This is a genomic window from Undibacterium sp. Rencai35W (assembly GCF_049340185.1).
Classification (GTDB): Bacteria; Pseudomonadota; Gammaproteobacteria; order Burkholderiales; family Burkholderiaceae_D; genus Undibacterium.
This window is the reverse complement of sequence record NZ_JBMPPC010000002.1, coordinates 579,069-600,730: the sequence shown is the minus strand read 5'-3', so window position 1 is coordinate 600,730 and position 21,662 is coordinate 579,069. Positions and strand designations below refer to the sequence as shown.

Below are 21,662 nucleotides of genomic sequence, written 5' to 3'. Positions count from 1 at the left end.
TCAAAATTACAGAATTGCTGTTTACAGTAACTACAAGATTTCACTCACGCTTTTGTAGTTACTGGAGATGACTATGCACTATCCCTCTTTTTCTATCGTGTTGACTGTGTCTGCGATTGCCGCCGCCAGCGGTCTGCTCAGTGCTTGTGGTGGCGGATCCGGCAGTACTGATGCCACCACGCCACCGTCGAGTACTACAAGTACAACAAGCAATACAGGTACGACGGGAACAACCGGAACAACCGGAACAACAACGGGCACCAGCACCGGAAATACTAATTCCAGAATTACTGCTGCGATTGCTGCCGCCAAAACAGCTGCCAGCACCGACCCTCTGTGCAGCGTTGATAAGCTTGGTGATTTTTACTGGGAAATCGGTAATGCGACGGGTAGCGCGCCTGTGGTATCCGGTTCACAAGGTGCAGGCAGCGTTACCGCCACGACGTATTTCAATATCGCCTCTGCATCGAAATGGATTTTTGGTGCCTATGTGCTGGAAAAGAAAGGTATAGACCAGGTGCGCAGCAATACCTCACTGAGTAATGGCCTGCGTTTTATGTCCGGTTATACCGGTTTTGATGAAGAAGCCTGCACAGGTAAACTCACTATCAATAGCTGCTTTATTGCTGGTATGGACGGTACCAGCGGCAAGACCAGTCAGCCTGATCCGACGATGGTTAACCTGTTTGATTATGACAGCGGACACGATCAGAAACTCGCCAGCGTAGATCTGGGATTGGGCAATTTCACTGCCGCCCAGCTTGATACCGAATACCAAAATACCATAGGCCTGAGCAAGGGCTTCAACATGGCGCCTCTAGACCCGCTGATGGCGGGTGGTATGCTGGGTACGGCTACTGACTACTCTCTATTCCTGAAAAAAATCATGAAACAGGAGCTGGAAATCGGCCGCTATCTCGGCGATCAGGCAGTCTGCGCACTGGCATCTGCCTGTCCTGACAAGGTAGTGTATTCGCCGATCCAGTTGCTGAACGAACCCTGGACATATTCGTATAACCACTGGGTAGAATCCGAGCAGGGCAAGGGCAGTATTGATGCCTATTCCAGTCCCGGAAAATGGGGTTTCTACCCATGGGTTTCACCCGACAGAAAGTACTATGGCATCTTGTCACGCCATGACAGAGCAACTGGTGCCTATGTCGCTTCTGTTAAATGCGGTCGTCAGATACGTAAGGCGTTCATGAATGCGCTTTGAAACAGGCACCTTAAACATTCGCTCCCTGATCGCTCAAACGGTTGTATTTTAAAACGACCAGCTGGCGGAGGCGTAGGCCGTTTGACGTGCCGGTAATTGTGCCAGCACGGCGGTGGACGGGCCGCCATATTGGCGGAAACCGCCATCGATACGCCACTGGTCGCCTTGCCAGCCAAGTGAGGCTGTCGTAATGCGCCCTCCATCTTCGGGCGTCCAGAGTAGATCAATCGCGGGCTGCCAGGTCGAGGTCTGCCAGCTCCAGCGTGCGAAGACATTATTGCGCCGCAGATTCGCGCTGGTGGACAAAGGCTGACTTTGCCATGCCAGGTTGTAGGCGATTTCGTGGCTGAGTTGTGGCAAGGTATTGACGCTGTTGCGCAGCTGCTGATTTTTCCTGGTCCACGCGCGCCATTGCTGGCCGGATAGCGCGGTGCCATCCCACCAGGCTTCGAGTAAAAAGCTATGCTGGTCCTCGCTGGTCCAAGTTCCGCCGAGGAGGGCTTGACCCGCGTGTTTTTTAACGCCGCTGCTCCAGGGAGAGCTATGCTGTATCAGACTGTTTTCCGTTTCGATAGTGCTGACGGGGCTGCGTTGCAGATAGCGTAAAGATGCATGAAGTTCCAGCGCTTCTGTTGCGACCCACGCGGCGGCGGCGCCGACACTACCTCTCGTGTGCTGACCCAGGCGTGTAAATGCATGCAGATCGAGACTGCCAGCGCGATAGTAGAGCCGTGTTGCAAACGCCTGCTCTTCGGCGATGTCTGCACTATTGCTGATAGTGTCATGGGATCGTAGGGGATTGACCCAGACGAAAGACACTGCGGTATCGGCATTGAAATATTCCGCCATCAATAGTGGCCGGCCAATCACTGTCGTGCTGATCAGCGAGCGACGTTTTTCCTGCTGCACCACGTCATTGGGGCGGAAACCATAAGCGACGTCCCAGCCAACAATTTTTTTGCCAGCACTAAATTGCCAGGCCCCCTGGTCAATACTGCTCACCAGTTCATTTACCCAGATGGATGACGCGCTGGTATTGGTATGTGCAATATCATCAATCCGGCCCTGTACCGTAGCGATGACTGAGAGATGATGATTGCTGAGGTGCAGTTCTGTCTCCAGTGCCGCAGTATTGACGGAGGCGGGGATCAAGCCGGGAGTGAGTTGTCCGGCCAGAGTCAATGGACTGTTCATGCTGTCCGATTGCGCGGATACCAAACCCCGGACCTGGCCAGTCCATTGAGCATCGTCTGCAACGGCGTTGCCGGTCTGGATCGCGATGGCGACGATCATACCCAATATCGATACAGGTCTTGGGGCGGAGAATGAAAAAGAGAAATGCATTGCTTATTCCAGAGATGGATTTTTGGCGAGATACATAGGATTGAGCCATTGTTCCGGCACGCTGCGCTCCTTGCGGCTCAGGTAACGCATGCGAGTTTCTTTATGGCTGCTTAACTGATCTTGCAGCACCATCTCGACCACGCTTGTAGGTGCAGCTGGTTTATCCATGACAAAGCTCGCCTGCTTGGCAAGTTTGTCCGACTGGACATAAAGCTCTGCCTTGACAGGCTCATGTCGTGATTTGCCAAGCCATAATTCGATGCGCTGATAGGCGACACTTTTACGGTTCGCATTTAATGTTAAATGCAGACATGGTTTGTCATCACAACGTTCTTCGGCAACGACTTTACCGTCATAGTCTTGCGCCCAGCTGGTGGTTGCGATATCGCCTATCGATGCATCACCCAGCAGTTTTTGCATGGGCGTGATGCGCAGGGGGCGCTGGCTGCCAGGTAAAAGCATCCAGAAATCATCGCCCAGCATCAGCACTTTTTGGCCTTGCTCGGAGGGACTTTGCATCAATACCAGTGACTGACGTTTTGCCTGTGCAAACACAATATAGCGTCGTTCTTTTTCCTTGCTGCCGTCGCGGTTAAATGTCGTGATTTGTGTTTCCACTTGCATGTTGTCGCTATTCAGCCGGAACTGGTCAGCAGCTTTTAGCAAGCTATTCACGTCATCCGCCATGACGCTAGACGATGCGGCAAGCAGTGCAAGCGTGCTTGCCCGGATCAGGCTACTGATCGCAGTACGGATTAAGGGATTTTTTTTCATTGTCATCTCCAGATTAATTGTGAGCCAGCGCATCAACGATGGATTGACGCATGGTGCGGCGGGCGATCCAGGCGGACGACAGCATCGCTAACACAATCATCATCACGATCGTGGTGACATAGAGCGTCGCATCGATGCTGACCATCAGCGGATAGCCGGTTGAACGTCCCGGTGGCGGTGGCATTTCTACTGGGAATATTGTCAACAGCAGGGCAATTATTAAAGCAAGTGCAGCACCGGCAAGCGCACCGGCGCCGCCAAGAAACATACCTTCGAAAGAGAAGCTGCGTATCAGTTGCCCGGGCAAGGTTCCCATCGCCCGTAGGCTGCCAATTTCACGGGTGCGTTCGATGATCGCCATAGCCATTGCATTGGCCACTACGAACACAACGATGAAGCTGATGATGAATCCTAAAGCGCCAAAAATACGGTTGTATAAATCACGCACTGACTTGTAAAAAAATGCCTGCGCCAGCCAGCTTTGCACGGTCATGCCTGGCAATAACGCGGCAATCCGTTGCTGCGCTGGTCCTGTGGCATCCATCGTGTTCAGAAAGACACCGAGACTTGATACTTTTGTTGTATTCAATAATTTTTGTGCAGTTTTGATGTCGGTGTACACCAGGCGCTTATCCATGTCGGGAATGCCGGTAGAAACGATACCTTTGACGATGACATCCAGCGCATTTAAGGCCCCATCCGTAGTGCTGGTCATGAGAGTCAGGTTGCTTCCTGTTTTGGCTTTCAGGCTGCGAGCCAGGGCATCGCCGAGTACGATCTCTGCCTGCTGCGCATTGTTTTCTAAAATACTGCCTTCGATGACTTTCAGAAATGGCCCCTTCACTGAGAATTCTGCATCAGGATCAATGCCGACCGCGAGCATGATGGTCGATTTTTCGCCGTTGCTGATCAGACCAGTCAGATCGACGCGCGGCAGCACGTATCGCACCGCAGGATCGCTCAGGATCTGTGCTTGTATCGCTGAGGCATCTGTGATGCCATGTTGCAGAGGGACATCTTCATCGGTAGTGAAATGTGCCGGCTGACCGACAATCAGATGCCCGGTACTGCGGGCGGCTGCTTGCGCCAGACCTTCGTAAGTCGAATAAGCAAATCCACCGGCCAGTAAAATCGCTGCGGTACCCAGTGCTGCGATGGCTATCGTGACGCTGGAGCGGCGACGATTGCGCAAAGTATTATAAAAAGCGAAGCGTACCCAGGTCAGGTCAATAGGAGAAATAGTCATTGCAGTTGTCCATCCAATAAAGAGACGATACGGTCACTGCGACGTGTCAGTCTATCGTCGTGGCTTGCAATCACAAACGCCGCGCCTTCGGCATGGCCGCGTTCGCGCATCAGATCCAGAACCTGATCCGCCGTGTGCGAATCCAGACTTGCAGTTGGTTCATCCGCAATCACCAGGCTAGGTCGTTTAATCAGTGCACGCGCAATGGCAACGCGTTGACGTTGTCCGCCAGAGAGTGCGTCTGGCAGATGCTGTGCGTGCTCGTGCAGGCCGACGGCACGTAGTTGCGCGGCAACCCGTTCACGCCGCTCGTTCAGTGGAACTCCCGTTAAAAACAGGGGGTAGTCGACATTCTCTGCGACCGTCATGACAGGAATCAGATTAAAGCTCTGAAAGATAAAACCAATGCCATCGCGTCGTTGTAAAGTACGTTCGGTTTCGCTCCATTGATCTACTGGTGTACCGTTCAATAGTACTTCGCCTGCGTCGGCCTGATCGATCAGACCGCAGAGATTGAGTATCGTGCTTTTGCCGCTGCCAGATGGTCCGGTGAGGGCGAGTAACTCGCCCCGCTGCACGGTCAGATTGACACCTTGTAAAGCGCGGATAAGATGCGAACCAAGCTGGTAGGATTTATGCACATTCCTTAACTCGATGACAGCCGCAGGCAGACTCATTGCGATACTCCTTTCAGCATGCCCCTGGCTGCCTCGGCTTGTGGCGCATTGTTCTGGATGATGTTGTTGAGAAAACGTTTCGCATCATCCGGTCGCTTTTGCTCGAGGGCGAGGGCTGCGGCACGCATCCAGACGGCACCGCGAAAGCCCGCATGCGTTTTTTCCAGCTGAGGATTGTCGATTACGTCAGACAGTAATTTACTGCCGCGCACACTGCGGTTCATGAAGCCGGGTACAGCGAGGAAGGTATTGGCTGCGACAAATTTCACTTCCAGTATCACCGGCGTGCTGTCATGCAGGGCAGTACTATTGGCGGCGATTTGCAGTGCCTTATCCAGCATTGCCAGACCTTCTTCGGCATACGACATTTTTTTCCAGGGGAAGATGGTCGTCGTCGCTAATTTGCTGGTGGCAGCACCTGCGTAGGCCATTAGCAACGGATTCGCAGGTTCTTGCTTGAGTAGTGTGTTGAAGGCTTCTGCGGCTTTTTCTTCATCCCCCTGGCCTGAGTGGGCCATGAAATGCTGAAAGGCGGATTGAAATTGCGGTTCTGAATAGGCTGCTGCATTACTGCTGATACTCAGCGCGAGCAAGGTAGATAGCGCTATCTTCGACAATGAGGTACGAGACAGAACGGATTTCGTAACACTATTTTTGTGTGTGATGTACATGATGGTCTCCTTTGTGCATGGGTAAGTAAAGCGATATGCACAGACTAAACAGAGGCAGCAACGCGGACAAATCGTATGCGATTAAAGGCAGGAGTATGGTGTGAATGGGGTAAAAAACGGCGCGAGATGCGCTTGCCGACAAACTTTTAAGAGATGGTTTGAGCGAGTCTGCGGCAACTCACGGATGCTTCATGGTACTGGATCAGATGCACCACACAGTACAGACGCATCGTTCCCATGTCTGTACTGTGTCTGTACTGTATATGAACTTTAGGGACTGATCCGCGTAAGGGAGAGGCGATGCTGCTGAAGTATCGTTGCAGATTAAATCGCGTGGGTTTGCAACAGTTTTTCGAATTCGTCCTTAGGCAAAGGTTTGCTGAAGTAGTAGCCTTGCATTTCCTGGCAACCGGAATCGGTAAGGAAAAACATCTGATCGGCCTTTTCCACGCCTTCGGCAGTGACGCTCATACCGAGCGCGTTTGCCATCGCAATAATTGCACGGGTCAAAATCACGGAATCCTGATTTTGCGGAATATCGCGGATAAATGAACGATCGATTTTCAGATTATCGATAGGAAAACGCTGCAAGTACGATAAAGATGAGAAGCCAGTACCAAAATCGTCTAGCGAGATACTGACACCTAATTTTTTAATCGCATTGAAAACCGGGCGTAATACATCGATCTCGCCCATTAGCAAGCCTTCGGTGATTTCAAGTTGCAGTGCATGGGCAGGCAAGCCTGTGTCGTCCAACACTTGCTGAATAAATCGTGCCAATCCCGGATCCTGGAATTGTCTTGGCGAGATATTGACGCTGATAACCAGATCGGGAATCAGGGTGTCGCGCCATTGCTTTGTCTGTTGGCAGGCTTGTTCCAGCACCCAGCGTCCGATCGGCAAGATGAGGCCAATTTCTTCTGAGATCGGGATAAAGTCATTCGGTGGAATCAGCCCCATCTCTGGCATCTGCCAGCGTATCAGTGCTTCGGCACCGACAATTCTGGAGGTGTTCAGGCTGATTTTTGGCTGGTAATAGACCAGAAATTCTTTCTCAGCCAGCGCCCGGCGCAGATTTTTTTCCAGAGTATAGCGATGCTGCGCACGTACGTTGAGTTCCGTTGTAAAGAACTGGTAATTATTACGCCCCGATTCTTTGGCGTGGTACATCGCCGAGTCGGCACAACGTAATAAGGTCGGTGCGTCTTCTGCATCATGCGGAAAAATACTAATCCCGATGGATGTACCTAAATGGTATTCATTGTTATCGATCAGGAAGGGTTCGCGCATTCTTGCCAAGACTCGCTCTGCCAACTCTTTCAGATGCAGTGCATTATCAAATGCCTCTGCCACAATCACAAACTCATCACCACCCAGACGCGCTAACATATCGGTGGTGCGGATACATGAATTCAGGCGTGTTGCGACATCCTTGAGCAGGGTATCGCCCGCAGCATGTCCTGCAGTGTCATTGACGTTTTTAAAGCGGTCGAGATCGAGGAACAAGACGGCGACTTTATGCTCGCTGTGACGCGCATTAAACAAGGCATGTTGTAAGCGGTTGTTCAACTGATGCCGGTTCGGCAATCCCGTCAGGGCGTCATGTGCGGCAATGTATTGCAACTGACGCTGAGTCTCTCTGACTTCCGTCGTATCCGTGAACGAAATCAATACGGCAGTCGTGGCGTTATTACTGACCTGACTGATTGGTAATACATTGACCAGTAACCAGGCGATAGAACGGTCACGCAATTCAAGGCCGACGGACAAATTCAGAATAGGAACATTGGTGCGGAATACTTTAGAGGCGGGATCGTCCCCCATCTTTTGTTCGCTGCCATCTTCGTTGATGATGCGCTTGAAGTAGCGGTGACGGCGGCCGGCATTTTTTGCATCATCATCGCTAATTTTTAAAATACGCATTGCGCTGGGATTGCAGGTCAGGATTTGACCACCCGGCGCTACCACCATAATGCCCTCGGTCAGGTTGGTCACGACAGAGCGATAGCGCTCCTCGCTCTCTTCCAGACTCTGCTCCATGTTTTTTTTATCGATCGCCAGCGCGATCAGATCGGTCGCATCTTTGATCAGCGCTTGCTCATCTTCACTTGGACTGCGGGTGGTCTGATGATAGACGTCGACAGTGCCTAATACCGTATTGAATGCCGTTGTGATCGGTACCGACCAGCAGGAGTGCAGACCATGTTGCAAGGCCAGCGCTCGGTCTATTACCCACAGTGGACTCTCTGCAATATCCGGTACCAGGATAATCCGGTTGAAATGAATCGCGGCCGAGCTGGAGCCATATTCCAGTCCCACCGGAACGCTTTCCAGTGCCGTACAAAAACTGATGGGCAGCGACGGCGCTGCACCTAACGTCAGGCGCTGGTTATGGGCGTCATACAACATGATGGAGCACATGCCGTCATTGTCTAGCAAGCGCTCCATGCGGTCACAGACGTCTTCGAGAATATGGGCAAGAGGCTTGTCCAGCGCAATCATCTCGAGAATTTCTTTCTCGTGATGCAGTGCTTCGTGGACGCGGCTGGATTTTTGACGAGTGACGTAATGCGACGTGCCAGTGGCGTTCGATGCATTGAGCGCATTGGCCGCACTGCTTGCGAGAGCAGATGTGCTGAGCTCTCTGACAGTCAATTGCGTCGTTTGCTTGCCGTCTTGAATAAAGCGGGTACCGCGAACGTCGACCTGTCGGCACTCGCCATCCATCTGACGGCAGTGGCAATACTGAAAGGACGCTGTATTTTGCTGAGCTAACAGGCAGTCAAGAACGGATGGCAGGGGATCGATATCACCAGGAATGGAAAACAGGTTTTCCGCCTGTTGTCCTAGCAGTTGGCTGCTCGTTGTGGCTTTGAATAAGCTCAGGCCAGCCGGATTCGTGTACATGAGCACATTGTCAACAAACACATAAATGGCATCAGGATTGTGTTGTAACAATTCTGCATGCCAATCGCGTTGATTGACGCTGGTTTCCGGTGAACGATTCAACTTGGCTATGGCACTCACAACAATAAAATCTTGGCGATAAAATAATGGTTCGCGTACTGTACCCCATGCAGCACGCGGTCACAACTAATTCAGATCAAAACGGACGAATACCAGCAACACGTCGCCATTTCCTTTGTTTTTAGAAAATCGTGGTACGTAAGCAGCCATGAGTTTGCTACTTTTTGTGCCAATCGAAGCAACTGGCAACACGGCAGGGAAGGGCACATTAGAGAAGTAATCGGTGCGGCTGATCAGCAGAGCAGTATAGCCCAGACCCGCTTCGACATTGCCACCCAGCGGGCGCATCCATTCGTAAGCGTAACCTGCCATCCATTGCGGCTTGAAGTGAGAGTCAGAAATCACCATGCCGTACAAAAATTCTTCATTATCTTTGCTGTCGCGCAAAGTTTTAGCGAAGCCCATACCCCAAGCACGTTCATTCAGTTCAGCAATACGCTCCGCCGTGTAGGTGCCGCGACCATGATGTGCATAGCCTGACAACATGATCGATAACTGGCCGTCGTCCATGAACTTATTGCCTTTTGCCACCGCATCGGATTTGGTCTGTTGCCACCAAGAGGTTTCTTCTGTCTGTTGTGCCGAGGCGAGTGAGCTAGTACCTAACAGGGCACTGGCAATAAAAAAGGGACTGAGGTAATGCTTAAAAAAGGATTTCAACATAATAAAAAAATAAAAGTTAAACGGAATCAGGATTACTGACGTGCATTTCGGGCGTTAGAGGGTTTTTGACCTGTACTGAAATTGCTACGCCATGGATTGATGTCGAGTCCGCCGCGCCGGGTGTAACGTGCATAGACCGAGAGTTTTTGCGGTTTGCAGTGTTGCATGATGTCGGTAAAAATTCGCTCTACACATTGTTCATGAAACTCATTGTGATCGCGAAAACCGATTAAGTAGTGCAACAGGCTTTCCTGATCGATGGCGGGACCGACATAGCGGATTTGCACACTGCCCCAATCGGGTTGTCCTGTGACCAGACAATTCGATTTGAGCAGATGTGATAGTAGTGTCTCTTCTACCGGTGCCGCTTGCTGATCGGCTTTTAATAAATAGGGATTCGGGCTGTAGCTGCTGACTTCAATATCCAGCCGGTCCAGTAAGACACCATCGAGTTCTTGCAGGCGCAATTGTCCGAACTGATCAGCGGTCGTCAGCGCAACCTGTACCGGCGCACCGAAGCCTGCGGACAGGTCGGCTTGCAATAAACTGATCAGCGCATCCGTGCCAGCGAGTCGGGTCTGGTTGAAGGAATTCAGATACAGCTTGAATGATTTGGACTCAACGATATTCGGGGAGTCGGCAGGCACAAAGATGCTGGCAATCGCGACCTGTGGTTTGCCGCGTAAATTCAGCCAGGACACTTCATAGGCGTTCCAGATATCCATGCCAAAAAATGGCAAAGTCCCCGTGCCGCTAATGCCGATTTCTGCACGTTTGCCAGCGCGTGAGATCGGGAACAGCAAGCTCGCATCGTACTCGGACTGATAGGTTGCGGGTTTGCCTAGCAGCGAGTGTTCGGGTGAGTCGGGTGTCTGTGTTGGTTCTGTCATGATGCTTTACACTTTTTTCAAATTACTTTATTGCGTTATAGGACTAAATAAGACTGAATAGGACTGTACAAAACTATTTCTTTACCGCCTTATGTATTGAATCCGCAGGCTGTATGCGGCTTGCAGAGGCATTTCGTGCCAGGAGGCGCATCCTGCTTGCGGATTCGTTTTTGGGAATGCCTAAAAACTCTTTAGTCCATATTTCGTGGAGCCGCTTACTCCTGCCTTTTCTCCGCGTCTCTGTATCTCTGTGTTTCTGTGTTTCTGTGATCAGAAGTCTTGGTTTTCGCGTGAGTCCAGTTTAATTAAACTCACTACGCTAAAAATTTTAGCCCAGAAATAATTGATACGCCGGATTGCTGCTTTCATCCCAATATCGGTAACCGAGCGAATTCAGGAATTCTTTGAACGCCTTCATCTCTTTTTTCGGAACCTGTAAGCCCACCAGAGTCCGGCCATAATCGGCACCGTGGTTGCGATAGTGGAACAGGCTGATATTCCAGTTCGGTGCCATGCTGTTCAAGAAGCGCATCAGTGCACCGGGACGTTCTGGGAATTCAAAGCGATATAGCAATTCATTCTCAGCCAGTTCGCTCTTGCCGCCGACCAGATGACGGATGTGTAATTTAGCCAGTTCATCATGCGTCAGATCCAGCGTCGGGAAGCCATGTTTAATGAAGTTTTTAGCGATTTTGCCGGAGTCATCGCGGTTCGTTACCTGAATGCCGACAAAAATATGGGCAGCTCTCTGGTCACTGATACGGTAGTTGAATTCCGTGACGTTGCGCGGGCCAACCAATTCGCAAAAACGCCGGAAGCTGCCGCGTTCTTCAGGAATTGTGACGGCGAAAACTGCTTCACGTGCCTCACCGACTTCGGCACGTTCGGCGACAAAGCGCAGCCGGTCGAAGTTCATATTGGCACCACAGGCAATGGTCACCAGCGTTTCATTTTTTAGCGGCTTTTTCGCCGTTTTAGCGCGTTCGATATAGGCTTTGCAACCTGCCACAGCCAATGCGCCTGCGGGTTCCAGGATGCTGCGCGTATCCTGAAAAACATCCTTGATCGCTGCACAGATGGCATCAGTGTCGACCAGAATGATCTCATCCACGAGCTCTTTAGTGATACGGAAGGTTTCTTCACCCACCAGTTTAACGGCGGTACCATCAGAGAACAAGCCGACATCCGTCAGTGCTACGCGACGACCAGCCTTGATGCTGCGCGCCATCGCGTCGGAGTCGACGGATTGTACGCCGATGACTTTGATATCCGGACGCACTGCTTTGACATAAGCAGCTACACCTGAGATCAGACCGCCGCCGCCGATGGCAACAAAAATCGCATGAATAGGCTGCGCATGCTGACGCAAAATTTCCATGCCGACGGTACCTTGTCCAGCGATGACATCCGGGTCATCAAACGGATGAACAAAGGTCAGTTTTTGTTTTTTTTCCAGCAAGACTGCATGATCATAAGCGTCGCTGTAGGAATCGCCATGCAGGACAATCTGCACGTTGTCGCCGCCAAAAGCGCGCACCGCGTCGATCTTGACGGGCGGTGTCGTGGTCGGCATGACGATCACGGCTTTGCACTGGAGTTTGGACGCGGACATGGCAACGCCCTGGGCATGGTTGCCGGCGGAGGCGCAGATTACACCGCGCTTGAGTTGTGCAGCCGTCAGGTGCGCCATTTTGTTATAGGCGCCGCGCAGCTTGAAGCTGAAAACGCTCTGCATATCCTCGCGTTTGAAATAAATTCGGTTATCCATGCGATCTGACAGGCTGGACGCAAATTCCAGCGGTGTTTCAAAAGCCACGTCATAGACGCGGGCCGTCAGGATTTTTTTCAGATAATCGGTCGTCATGGAGGTTGAATGTGGTTCAAACAGTGGAAAACGGTGGGGGAAATTCGCAAAACGACCGGAAAGCAAAGCCGGACACGTTTTATGGCGAGCACTCATTATAATAGATGCCATAGTGATGAGCATTGAATTGACATTAAGCGACATTAAGCGACATTGGAATAGCATGATAGAGGCGGGTGTGCATTGGTTATTGGGCGTGTTAGCGCTGCCCAAAGTGGGATTGAGTTCGGTATTCGTGATCAGCTTTATTTCGGCAACGCTATTGCCGCTGGGATCGGAGCCCGCCGTTTTTGCGGTGATTAAAGCGAATCCTGATCTGTTTTGGTCTGTGATCGCCGTCGCTACTGTCGGTAATACGCTCGGTGGCGTGGTCGATTACTGGATGGGTTATTGCGCCAAAAAAGCTTTTGCTGTCGAGCGCGAGACGGCTTGGTTTCGCTGGCTTAGTCATTTTGGCGCAAAAACGATGTTGTTGGCTTGGCTGCCGGTGATCGGTGACCCTATTTGTACTCTGGCAGGCTGGTTGAAGCTGCCGTTCTGGCCCAGCGTGGCATATATGGCGGTTGGTAAATGCCTGCGTTATCTGTGTATGTCCTGGCTATTGCTCAGCGTGCCTGATGGTTTTTGGCGCGGACTGGCCGAAATGCTGGGTTGAACCAGGCTTGTTTATCGCCCTCTGGATGTGTTGGTTGCTCTTACTGGTATTGCCGGTCATTTTGACGCTTCTCGTTGCTGATGGTTTGTCATGAACGCCTTAGTGATGACTTGGCTACGCCTGAGTCTTATTAAGGCAACTTCGACAAGTGCCTCCGCCACCATCTCAAATCCTTACGCAGAATTTCAGTGAATACACCATTTGCAGTCTTTATTCTGAGGTGATTGTCGCTTTATTGATGGCAATACCAATTTCAATACCAGTTCAAGCCCATTGGTCAGGGTATCTTTATATACTGGTAGGTGTATATTTTAATCCGCTAATGAATACTTGCGGTTAAGGCACTATTTTTACCTATACTCCCATTTATTAAATATATTTTTTAATTACTGTTAGCCAAATATTCTTAGGTGAAAGCTGGGATTTTCCTTATTTGCATCGTTGATTAGGCGTAGTAAGCGTAAGGCTGTTGCCGCGTGTTGCGTCGCAATAGGCTAGAATGCTCTGCAATCCCTTAGCATTTTAAAATCTGACGATTCGCTTCAGGCACAGAAGTGTCTGGCACAGTCGTCACCTATGAGTTTCAAAGACCCCACTGATGAACGCTCCAGCACAAATTCAGGCTTTACTCGCAGATGCCGCGCCCGGCGCGACACCCACCCGCGTGCGCGAAATCCCTTATAACTACACCTCGTTTTCTGATCGCGAAATCGTCATCCGTTTGCTAGGTGAAGATGCCTGGGATTTGCTTGATAAATTACGTGGCAAACGCCAGACCGGACGGTCCGCGCGCATGCTGTATGAGGTACTGGGCGACATCTGGGTCGTGCGCCGCAATCCTTATCTGCAAGACGATATGCTCGACAATCCAAAGCGTCGTCAGGATCTGATCGATGCCTTGAATCATCGGTTGGCTGAGGTGGAAAAACGTCGTTTGAATACTGCCAGCGACGATGACGGTGAGCGTAGCAGCAGTGTGGAAATTCTGGTACAGGCTGCGCGTAAAGCCGTGGCGCAGTTCGCCAAGGAGTTCCGCGATACCTACGATCTTCGCAAGCGTGCAAACAAACTGCTGACTAAATATACGGCCAAAGACAATATCAAATTTGACGGCCTGTCACGTGTTTCGCATGTGACCGATGCGACCGACTGGCGTGTGGAATATCCGTTTGTAGTACTGACTCCAGATACCGAAGACGAAATGGCAGGCCTGGTGAAGTGTTGTATCACGCTGGGTCTAACGATCATTCCGCGCGGCGGCGGCACTGGTTATACCGGAGGGGCGATTCCCCTGACGCCTTTATCGGCAGTCATTAATACCGAAAAGCTGGAGCAATTGGGTGCTGTCGAAATGACGATGCTGCCTGGCGTTGATCGGGAATATGCGACGATTTATTCCGGTGCCGGTGTGGTGACCAAGCGTGTTTCTGATGCGGCAGACAAGGCGGGCTTTGTGTTTGCCGTCGATCCGACATCGGCAGAAGCCTCCTGCATCGGTGGCAATGTTGCCATGAATGCTGGTGGCAAAAAAGCCGTTTTGTGGGGGACTGCACTCGATAATCTGGCATCGTGGCGCATGGTAGATCCGAACGGTGACTGGCTGGAGGTCACGCGTCTGGAACATAACCTCGGCAAGATTCATGATGTTGCCGTTGCCAAGTTCAGACTGGAGTGGACGCATCCCGGCGAAAAGACCCCATTTAAAACTGAGCAGCTGGATATCCCGGGTCGCACTTTCCGTAAAGAGGGACTGGGCAAAGACGTTACCGACAAATTCCTCGCAGGATTGCCTGGCGTACAAAAAGAAGGCTGTGATGGCCTGATTACCTCGGCGCGCTGGATCTTGCACAAGATGCCTAAATTTACGCGCACAGTGTGTCTGGAATTTTTTGGTCAGGCGCGTGACGCGATACCGAGTATTGTCGAGATCAAAGATTATCTCGATGGCGAAACCAGAAAAGGCGGTGCGATTTTAGCGGGCCTGGAACATCTCGATGAGCGCTACTTGCGAGCCGTCGGTTATACGACGAAATCCAAACGTGGTGTCTTACCAAAGATGGCCTTGTTCGGCGACATCGTCGGTGACGATGAAAACGCAGTAGCGCAAGCCGCCTCCGAAGTGATACGCCTTGCCAACACTCGTGTCGGTGAGGGCTTCGTCGCCGTGAGTCCTGAAGCACGTAAAAAATTCTGGCTGGATCGCGCCAAAACGGCCGCGATTTCCAAGCATACCAATGCCTTTAAGATCAATGAAGACGTGGTGATTCCGTTGGATCGCATGGGGGAATACACCGACGGTATCGAGCGTATCAATATTGAATTGTCGATCCAGAACAAGCTCGCGATGCTTGAACAGTTGCAGGCATTTTTCGCGAAAGGGAATCTGCCGCTGGGTAAGAGCGAAGATGCGGACGGCGACGATATTTCTGCCAATGAATTATTGGAAGACCGTGTATTGCAGGCACAAAATCTACTCGATGCCACGCATGCCCGCTGGACTTATTTGCTGACGCAACTTGATAAACCTTTGCGCGATGCACGTGACGAGCTGCTTGCGTTGGAACTGGATAAACTCGCATTTGTGTTTGACGAACGCCTGCAGCAACAGCCAGAGGCCAGCGTATTTAGTATCGTGCAGGACAGAACCATACGCGTGTCCTGGAAGCAGGAAGTGCGCGCGCATCTGCGTCAGATATTTAATGGTGGTGCGTTTAAACTGATTCTCGATGAATGCACCGCGATTCACAAAAAAGTCCTGCGCAGCCGCGTCTTCGTTGCCTTGCACATGCACGCCGGTGACGGCAATGTCCATACGAATTTGCCGGTCAATTCCGATGACTACGAGATGTTGCAGGTCGCGCATCATGCGGTCGCCCGCATCATGGTGCTGGCGCGTTCGCTGAATGGCGTGATCTCCGGTGAGCACGGTATCGGCATTACCAAACTCGAATTTCTGACGGAAGATGAGATCAAGGATTTTCGCTCGTACAAACTCAGGATTGATCCCGAAGGACGCTTCAATAAAGGCAAATTGCTGAATCTGCCTGAGTTTGCTGCCGATCTGCGCAATGCCTACACGCCGTCGTTTGGTTTGATGGGACACGAGTCCCTGATCATGCAGCAGAGCGACATCGGTGCGATTGCGAATAGTGTGAAAGATTGCCTGCGTTGCGGTAAGTGCAAGCCCGTTTGTGCGACCCATGTGCCACGTGCGAATTTGCTGTACTCGCCACGGAATAAAATTCTGGCGACATCGTTGCTGGTTGAGGCGTTTTTGTACGAAGAACAAACCCGGCGCGGTATTTCGATCAAGCACTGGGAAGAGTTTGAAGATGTTGCGGATCACTGTACGGTTTGCCATAAATGCGTGACACCATGCCCGGTCGATATCGACTTTGGTGATGTCTCGATGAATATGCGCAATCTCTTGCGCAAGATGGATAAAAAATCGTTTAATCCCGGGACTGCCTCCGCCATGTTTTTCTTGAACGCCAAAGATCCGGCGACCATTAAGGCGGCACGTCAGGTGATTTTTGGCTGGGGTGTTGCGGCTCAGCGGTTAGGTAATACGGTCCTGCAAAAACTCGCGAAGAAACAGACCAAAGCACCCCCTGCATCGTTAGGAAAACCGGCGATGAAAGAGCAGGTGATTCACTTCATCAATAAAAAAATGCCGGGCAATTTGCCGAAAAAAACGGCACGCGCTTTGCTCGATATTGAAGACGATAAAATCGTACCGATTATTCGCGATCCCAAAACGACGACTGCCGATACAGAGGCTGTATTTTATTTCCCTGGTTGTGGCTCAGAGCGGCTGTTCTCACAAGTCGGTTTAGCGACCCAGGCCATGTTATGGAACGTCGGTGTACAAACGGTGCTGCCGCCGGGCTATCTATGTTGTGGCTATCCGCAGCGCAGCGCAGGTCAGTTCGACAAAGCGGAGAAGATGATCACGGATAATCGCGTGCTGTTCCATCGGATGGCGAACACGCTGAATTATCTGGATATTAAAACCGTCGTGGTCTCCTGCGGCACCTGTTACGATCAATTGGCGACCTACCAGTTTGATAAGATTTTCCCGGGTTGCCGCATCATCGATATTCATGAATATCTGCTGGAAAAAGGGATGAAACTTGAAGGTGTCAATGGGACGCGCTATATGTATCACGATCCTTGCCATACGCCGATGAAGCTGCAAGATCCTCTGAAAACAGTGAACGCGCTGATTACGACGGTCGACAATGTCAAGATTGAGAAGAATGATCGCTGTTGCGGTGAAGCCGGTACGCTGGCGGTATCGCGTCCGGATATTTCTACGCAGATCCGGTTCCGCAAAGAAGAAGAGATGCTTAAAGGTGCTGATAAATTGCGTGCTGACGGATTTACGGGCGATGTAAAAATTCTGACTTCGTGCCCGGCTTGCTTGCAGGGTTTGACGCGATACAACGATGATAGCGACACAACTGCCGATTACATTGTCATCGAGATGGCGAAGCATGTGCTGGGCGACAACTGGTTACCTGAGTATGTCGCACGCGCTAACAACGGCGGTATTGAACGGGTTCTGGTGTAATCATGATGCCTGTCAGATCTGTTAGTGAGCTTAGTGAGCGCGTTGCCACCTGTGAATTATGTGATGCCAGCCGTGGCGAGGTCATTGCGCAGACAGAGGATTGGCGTCTGATTCTGGTGGATGATGTGCAGTATCCGGGTTTTTGCCGCGTGGTCTGGAATCAGCATGTCAAAGAGATGACGGACTTATCTGAGCAAGACCGTGACACACTGATGTCCATCGTCTGGAAAGTCGAGTTGGTGCTGCGTGAAGTGATGCAGCCGCATAAAGTAAATGTGGCCAGTTTCGGTAATGTGGTGCCGCATTTGCATTGGCATATTATTCCGCGTTATCAGGATGATGCGCATTTCCCCAGCCCGATCTGGGCGCAGGCGAAGCCGGAGTGGGCTGATACCAGCGCACGGCGTGCTTTGTTGCCCCAGTTACGTACTGCACTGATCGCACGTTTGCGCTAAATTGACGCGCATCGTATTGAGGTTGTCCGTATGACGCTGTTTTTCCGGCGCCGGACAGCTTCTGTATTGCTCGGGCTAAGTGTCCGGCCTTCACCTATATTGATGGAATAAAACTATGACAGGCTCTAAACAGACAGCCCCCGGGCCGATGCCAACCGCATTGAATGTGCGTACGCAATCACGTGTACTGGAGATCAGTTTTGATGACGGTAAAGAGTTTTCTTTACCCTTTGAGATGTTGCGTGTGTACTCTCCTTCAGCGGAAGTACGTGGTCACGGTGCAGGGCAAGAGACGCTGCAAACTGGCAAACGCGAAGTTACCCTTACGGCTTTAGAACCAGTCGGAAATTACGCTGTTCAGCCGCATTTTTCAGATGAACATAATAGCGGCATATTTAGCTGGGATTATCTGTATTGGCTGGGGGAGAACCAGTCGTCACTCTGGCAAGATTATGTCGATCGCTTGCATGCAGCAGGATTTGCTGGCGACACCGGACGTGATGCACCTATGCGGGGTAAGGCCGCAGGTGCTTGCGGCCATCAACACTGATCACCATTGATGAGTCAAGCGCGCATGTCGTTCCTAGCCTCAGCCTCGATACTCAATCCTCAATCCTCAATCCTGAGGTCACTCCAGATCGGCATGATCGAAATACACATTTCCCTCTATACGGGCATCTGATCCGTTGATGGAGTGCAGCGCCGAATATAATGTATTCGGGTCGGGTTCGCGGATGCCGGATTTTTTGATCAGAATATTTTGCCTGGATGATCTGGCGTTGACACTGATTGCTAGCACATGATCATAGTCGGGACGGCTGTCGATTTCTTTCAATAAAAATCGATGGGAACCGTGCCCGATCTGTCGGTAAGTTGCTGTGTCACTTTGATGTGGTTCAGATGATAGCTGGCGAAAAATCAGTGTGTACTCAACGATAGCCGTGATATTTTTATAGCGGACTTTTCCGCCTTGTTCAAAATGGCCGGACACGATATTTGCCTTGAACTGACGCAATGCAGGACGGGCTCCCGGTGCTAGCCCCGTGATGTCAAACTGTTCCGGTTCTATCGTCCATAAGCGAATTTTTTGCGTCAGGTCTTTTTTAATCTGTGCATCCAGTTGTTGATTGGCGATGCGTATTTGCAGTACGACCTGATAATCATGCGGCGCATGAAACATCGGCAAATGCGATGCGTACAGGCCTTCATTATTGCCAAATAACAGCATGCCATGCAGCCCATAAGCGGGGCTGCGCGGCGCTAAGGTTTGTGCCAGAGCGTTATGAGACAGGCTAAGCCCTGTCAGCAAAATGATCAGAGTCGTTCCGAGAGTGAGGCAGAGACTGCGTTTCAGGATTTGGTTCATGGCGAGCATATGTTTAGATCCTGACGATTAATTTACCCCGATGCTCGCCTGTGAACAGGGAGTTTAGTGCGTCCGGTAATTGTTCAAAGCCTTCGATGATGGTTTCTTCAAAAACCAGTTCACCCGTGTTAACCCAAGGTGCGACGATGCTCAGCATTTCATCCATACGGTGCAGGTAGTCACGTGCCAGAATGCCCTGAATCCTTGCTCGTTGGTACAGCATATGGTGTAGTAGGCGAGGTCCCATTTCAGGTATATCAAGCCCGCCGTTATATTGACTGATTTGTCCGCAGATAATGATGCGTGCACGGCGCTTGATCAGCGGTATTACTGCATCAGTCGCCATGCCGCCAACATTGTCGAAATACACATCGACACCGCCAGTCAGTTCTTGTATCGCCGCGCTTAAACGGTCTGCATTATCGAAGGCCTTGTAATCGAGCGCCCAGTCTGCGCCTAGGGTATCGGTCAACCATGCGCACTTGGCAGCGCCGCCTGCGATGCCGAGTACCCGTGCGCCATGTCGTTTGGCGAATTGCACAACCAGAGAGCCGACGGCACCGGCTGCGCCGGATACGACGACGATTTCACCCGCATGTGGTTTGCCAGCTTCTGTCAGGCCAAACCAGGCCGTCCGGCCGGGCATACCCAGGACGCCGAGCGCGGTACTGACTGGTGCGATAGCCGGATCAATTTTAGTCAACGCGCTGACATGCACGCGGGCATGGGTTTGCCATCCGGTCATACCGAACACCCAGTCGCCAGCATGCATGCTGGCGGTATTTGAGGCGATGACCTGAGCAACTACACCTGCTGACTGGACGGTATTCAGCGGATGTGGTTCCGGGTTGTAGGTGGGTTTGGCAGATTGATTGATGCGCATGTAGGGATCAACGCTGATATAGCGTGCTGCCAGCAGTACTTCATCGCGGTCCAGCCGAGTATCTAGCGGCTGTGTTCTCAAGGTGTAATGTTCCGCTCCTACCAGTCCGGTCGGATGCTGTTGATAAATCCATTGCTGATGAACGGTATCGGGAGAATGAGGAGTGTTGGGCAGAGACATGACGGTTTTTTATAGAGATAGATGTACGGATGGTAAATAGATTAAAATGTCTGGTAAAGCAACTTATTTTCATTTTTAATGTCTTGATTGGAAACAATGAATCTGGTCGACTTACGCATTTTTGCCTGTGTTGCACGCCATCCCTCCTTGGGTGCGGCTGCGCAAGAACTGCATCTGACTCCTTCCGCTGTGTCCAAGGCCTTGCGCCGGCTTGAGGGAGATCTCGACACGGTGTTATTTGATCGCTCTGCGAAGCAATTGGTACTGAATGCCAGCGGTCAGCGCATGCTGGATTTTTCAAAGTCCATGCTGACTCTGGCGGATCAGGCAAAAGCCGACATCATGGGAAACAGGGCAGTGATCGAGTGCAAGGTCGCGGCACCGGCAATTTTGCTATGGCGGCATGCGCCGGTACTGATGCGAGCCATGCAGGCTTACCCTGATGCGAGTTTGAGTATGCAGACGATGTTCGAGGATGAGGCATTGGCGGCATTGCTGCGCGGTGAGGTCAATCATGCAATCGTGACTAGTGAGGTCATCGAAGGGCGTGGTGCTCACTGGTCGTCGGACTGGCAAGTCACCTCTCTGGGGGATATGCATCTGCAACTCGTGGCAGGCAAACGTCATCGGCTGGCAATCAGTTTATCTTCCGGGTTGACGGCTGCCTCCGCTAATGAGCTAACCAGGGCAGCGCTACCGCAGCCTGCGCTACGGGCATCTTCTTCACAGATTCTGGCATACGATTTTGTCAGCCCTTCGCGCTCACTATTTTGCGGTGAGCAGCGCGGTAGCCGCTCAGACGGCTGGCGGGACGATCAGTTGCCGCGCAAGATACGTTACTGGATTGATGACCTGCAGTTGCTGCTCTCCACGGTGAAATCAGGACAGGCTCTGGCCTACCTGCCGGAATTTGCCTTAGCGGATGCGGAGTTATTGCGTATCGAGGTCAGTGATTGCGCTTTTCATTGCCACGAACAGGTCTGGCTGGTTTCGAATGCAAAAAACGCACCGCACTGGCAACACGCACTGGCTGAATTCATGTCTGCCACCAGTAAAGACACTGCCTGAAGTTCCCGTCCGACGCACAGGTTTTTGGCCTGACTTAGGCTACAATCCGATCCAGAGAAAGATTTAGTAATAGATGGCAGCAAATAAGTAAAAAGTAAAAAACAGAACAA

The 21,662-nt window shown here is 51.4% G+C and carries 17 protein-coding genes; 6 read left to right on the top strand and 11 right to left on the bottom strand.

Annotation, left to right across the window (positions count from 1 at the left end; all coding sequences use genetic code 11):
* Positions 1–73: 73 nt before the first annotated feature.
* On the top strand, positions 74–1,216 hold the full coding sequence (locus ACO0K3_RS06645) for a hypothetical protein (protein ID WP_422983034.1): 1,143 nt from the start codon (positions 74–76) through the stop codon (positions 1,214–1,216).
* A gap of 48 nt (positions 1,217–1,264) precedes the next feature.
* Here ACO0K3_RS06645 and ACO0K3_RS06640 read toward each other — a convergent pair whose 3' ends face one another.
* The 9 genes from ACO0K3_RS06640 to ilvA form a co-directional block, all read right to left on the bottom strand.
* The gene (locus ACO0K3_RS06640; RefSeq protein WP_422983032.1) at positions 1,265–2,560 is read right to left on the bottom strand and encodes a hypothetical protein; all 1,296 of its coding nucleotides are present in this window, start codon (positions 2,558–2,560) and stop codon (positions 1,265–1,267) included.
* 3 nt (positions 2,561–2,563) lie between these two features.
* Positions 2,564–3,334, bottom strand: a complete 771-nt coding sequence (locus ACO0K3_RS06635) for an outer membrane lipoprotein-sorting protein (RefSeq protein ID WP_422983030.1) — start codon at positions 3,332–3,334, stop codon at positions 2,564–2,566.
* A gap of 13 nt (positions 3,335–3,347) precedes the next feature.
* On the bottom strand, positions 3,348–4,580 hold the full coding sequence (locus tag ACO0K3_RS06630; protein ID WP_422983028.1) for an ABC transporter permease: 1,233 nt from the start codon (positions 4,578–4,580) through the stop codon (positions 3,348–3,350).
* Positions 4,577–5,257, bottom strand: a complete 681-nt coding sequence (locus ACO0K3_RS06625; protein WP_422983026.1) for an ABC transporter ATP-binding protein — start codon at positions 5,255–5,257, stop codon at positions 4,577–4,579. Before ACO0K3_RS06625 ends, ACO0K3_RS06630 begins: the two co-directional genes overlap by 4 nt.
* Complete coding sequence (locus tag ACO0K3_RS06620) at positions 5,254–5,928, bottom strand: hypothetical protein (protein ID WP_422983024.1); 675 nt, start codon at positions 5,926–5,928, stop codon at positions 5,254–5,256. The genes ACO0K3_RS06625 and ACO0K3_RS06620 overlap by 4 nt, the downstream gene beginning before the upstream one ends.
* Before the next feature lie 324 nt (positions 5,929–6,252).
* Complete coding sequence (locus ACO0K3_RS06615; protein WP_422983022.1) at positions 6,253–8,955, bottom strand: bifunctional diguanylate cyclase/phosphodiesterase; 2,703 nt, start codon at positions 8,953–8,955, stop codon at positions 6,253–6,255.
* A 66-nt stretch (positions 8,956–9,021) separates the two neighbouring features.
* Positions 9,022–9,618 (bottom strand): hypothetical protein, encoded by a 597-nt coding sequence (locus ACO0K3_RS06610; RefSeq protein ID WP_422983020.1) that lies wholly within the window; start codon positions 9,616–9,618, stop codon positions 9,022–9,024.
* 32 nt (positions 9,619–9,650) lie between these two features.
* Positions 9,651–10,508 (bottom strand): NADPH-dependent 7-cyano-7-deazaguanine reductase QueF, encoded by an 858-nt coding sequence (gene queF / locus ACO0K3_RS06605; protein WP_422983018.1) that lies wholly within the window; start codon positions 10,506–10,508, stop codon positions 9,651–9,653.
* Positions 10,509–10,836: 328 nt separating this feature from the next.
* Positions 10,837–12,372, bottom strand: a complete 1,536-nt coding sequence (gene ilvA / locus ACO0K3_RS06600; protein WP_422983191.1) for a threonine ammonia-lyase, biosynthetic — start codon at positions 12,370–12,372, stop codon at positions 10,837–10,839.
* A 163-nt stretch (positions 12,373–12,535) separates the two neighbouring features.
* On the opposite strand from ilvA, the gene ACO0K3_RS06595 reads away from it, so the two are divergent.
* The 4 genes from ACO0K3_RS06595 to ACO0K3_RS06580 all read left to right on the top strand — a co-directional run bounded on the left by ACO0K3_RS06595 (position 12,536) and on the right by ACO0K3_RS06580 (position 18,605).
* Positions 12,536–13,027, top strand: a complete 492-nt coding sequence (locus ACO0K3_RS06595) for a YqaA family protein (protein WP_422983189.1) — start codon at positions 12,536–12,538, stop codon at positions 13,025–13,027.
* Between the two features lie 598 nt (positions 13,028–13,625).
* On the top strand, positions 13,626–17,600 hold the full coding sequence (locus ACO0K3_RS06590) for a DUF3683 domain-containing protein (protein ID WP_422983016.1): 3,975 nt from the start codon (positions 13,626–13,628) through the stop codon (positions 17,598–17,600).
* 2 nt (positions 17,601–17,602) lie between these two features.
* Positions 17,603–18,055: an HIT family protein gene (locus ACO0K3_RS06585; protein WP_422983014.1), complete on the top strand. Its 453-nt coding sequence runs from the start codon at positions 17,603–17,605 to the stop codon at positions 18,053–18,055.
* 115 nt (positions 18,056–18,170) lie between these two features.
* On the top strand, positions 18,171–18,605 hold the full coding sequence (locus tag ACO0K3_RS06580; protein WP_422960564.1) for a gamma-butyrobetaine hydroxylase-like domain-containing protein: 435 nt from the start codon (positions 18,171–18,173) through the stop codon (positions 18,603–18,605).
* Positions 18,606–18,683: 78 nt separating this feature from the next.
* Here ACO0K3_RS06580 and ACO0K3_RS06575 read toward each other — a convergent pair whose 3' ends face one another.
* Positions 18,684–19,430, bottom strand: coding sequence for a hypothetical protein (locus ACO0K3_RS06575; protein WP_422983012.1), 747 nt, complete (start codon positions 19,428–19,430; stop codon positions 18,684–18,686).
* Between the two features lie 4 nt (positions 19,431–19,434).
* Positions 19,435–20,484, bottom strand: a complete 1,050-nt coding sequence (locus tag ACO0K3_RS06570) for an NADP-dependent oxidoreductase (protein ID WP_422983010.1) — start codon at positions 20,482–20,484, stop codon at positions 19,435–19,437.
* 96 nt (positions 20,485–20,580) lie between these two features.
* On the opposite strand from ACO0K3_RS06570, the gene ACO0K3_RS06565 reads away from it, so the two are divergent.
* The gene (locus tag ACO0K3_RS06565; protein WP_422983008.1) at positions 20,581–21,552 is read left to right on the top strand and encodes a LysR family transcriptional regulator; all 972 of its coding nucleotides are present in this window, start codon (positions 20,581–20,583) and stop codon (positions 21,550–21,552) included.
* Positions 21,553–21,662: the final 110 nt, after the last annotated feature.

Excerpts from the sequence above, each read along its gene's own strand:
- ACO0K3_RS06645 (WP_422983034.1), top strand. The coding sequence starts at position 74 with ATGCACTATCCCTCTTTTTCTATCGTGTTGACTGTGTCTGCGATTGCC.
- ACO0K3_RS06640 (WP_422983032.1), bottom strand. The coding sequence starts at position 2,560 with ATGCATTTCTCTTTTTCATTCTCCGCCCCAAGACCTGTATCGATATTG.
- ACO0K3_RS06635 (WP_422983030.1), bottom strand. The coding sequence starts at position 3,334 with ATGAAAAAAAATCCCTTAATCCGTACTGCGATCAGTAGCCTGATCCGG.
- ACO0K3_RS06630 (WP_422983028.1), bottom strand. The coding sequence starts at position 4,580 with ATGACTATTTCTCCTATTGACCTGACCTGGGTACGCTTCGCTTTTTAT.
- ACO0K3_RS06625 (WP_422983026.1), bottom strand. The coding sequence starts at position 5,257 with ATGAGTCTGCCTGCGGCTGTCATCGAGTTAAGGAATGTGCATAAATCC.
- ACO0K3_RS06620 (WP_422983024.1), bottom strand. The coding sequence starts at position 5,928 with ATGTACATCACACACAAAAATAGTGTTACGAAATCCGTTCTGTCTCGT.
- ACO0K3_RS06610 (WP_422983020.1), bottom strand. The coding sequence starts at position 9,618 with ATGTTGAAATCCTTTTTTAAGCATTACCTCAGTCCCTTTTTTATTGCC.
- queF (WP_422983018.1), bottom strand. The coding sequence starts at position 10,508 with ATGACAGAACCAACACAGACACCCGACTCACCCGAACACTCGCTGCTA.
- ilvA (WP_422983191.1), bottom strand. The coding sequence starts at position 12,372 with ATGACGACCGATTATCTGAAAAAAATCCTGACGGCCCGCGTCTATGAC.
- ACO0K3_RS06595 (WP_422983189.1), top strand. The coding sequence starts at position 12,536 with ATGATAGAGGCGGGTGTGCATTGGTTATTGGGCGTGTTAGCGCTGCCC.
- ACO0K3_RS06590 (WP_422983016.1), top strand. The coding sequence starts at position 13,626 with ATGAACGCTCCAGCACAAATTCAGGCTTTACTCGCAGATGCCGCGCCC.
- ACO0K3_RS06585 (WP_422983014.1), top strand. The coding sequence starts at position 17,603 with ATGATGCCTGTCAGATCTGTTAGTGAGCTTAGTGAGCGCGTTGCCACC.
- ACO0K3_RS06580 (WP_422960564.1), top strand. The coding sequence starts at position 18,171 with ATGACAGGCTCTAAACAGACAGCCCCCGGGCCGATGCCAACCGCATTG.
- ACO0K3_RS06575 (WP_422983012.1), bottom strand. The coding sequence starts at position 19,430 with ATGCTCGCCATGAACCAAATCCTGAAACGCAGTCTCTGCCTCACTCTC.
- ACO0K3_RS06570 (WP_422983010.1), bottom strand. The coding sequence starts at position 20,484 with ATGTCTCTGCCCAACACTCCTCATTCTCCCGATACCGTTCATCAGCAA.
- ACO0K3_RS06565 (WP_422983008.1), top strand. The coding sequence starts at position 20,581 with ATGAATCTGGTCGACTTACGCATTTTTGCCTGTGTTGCACGCCATCCC.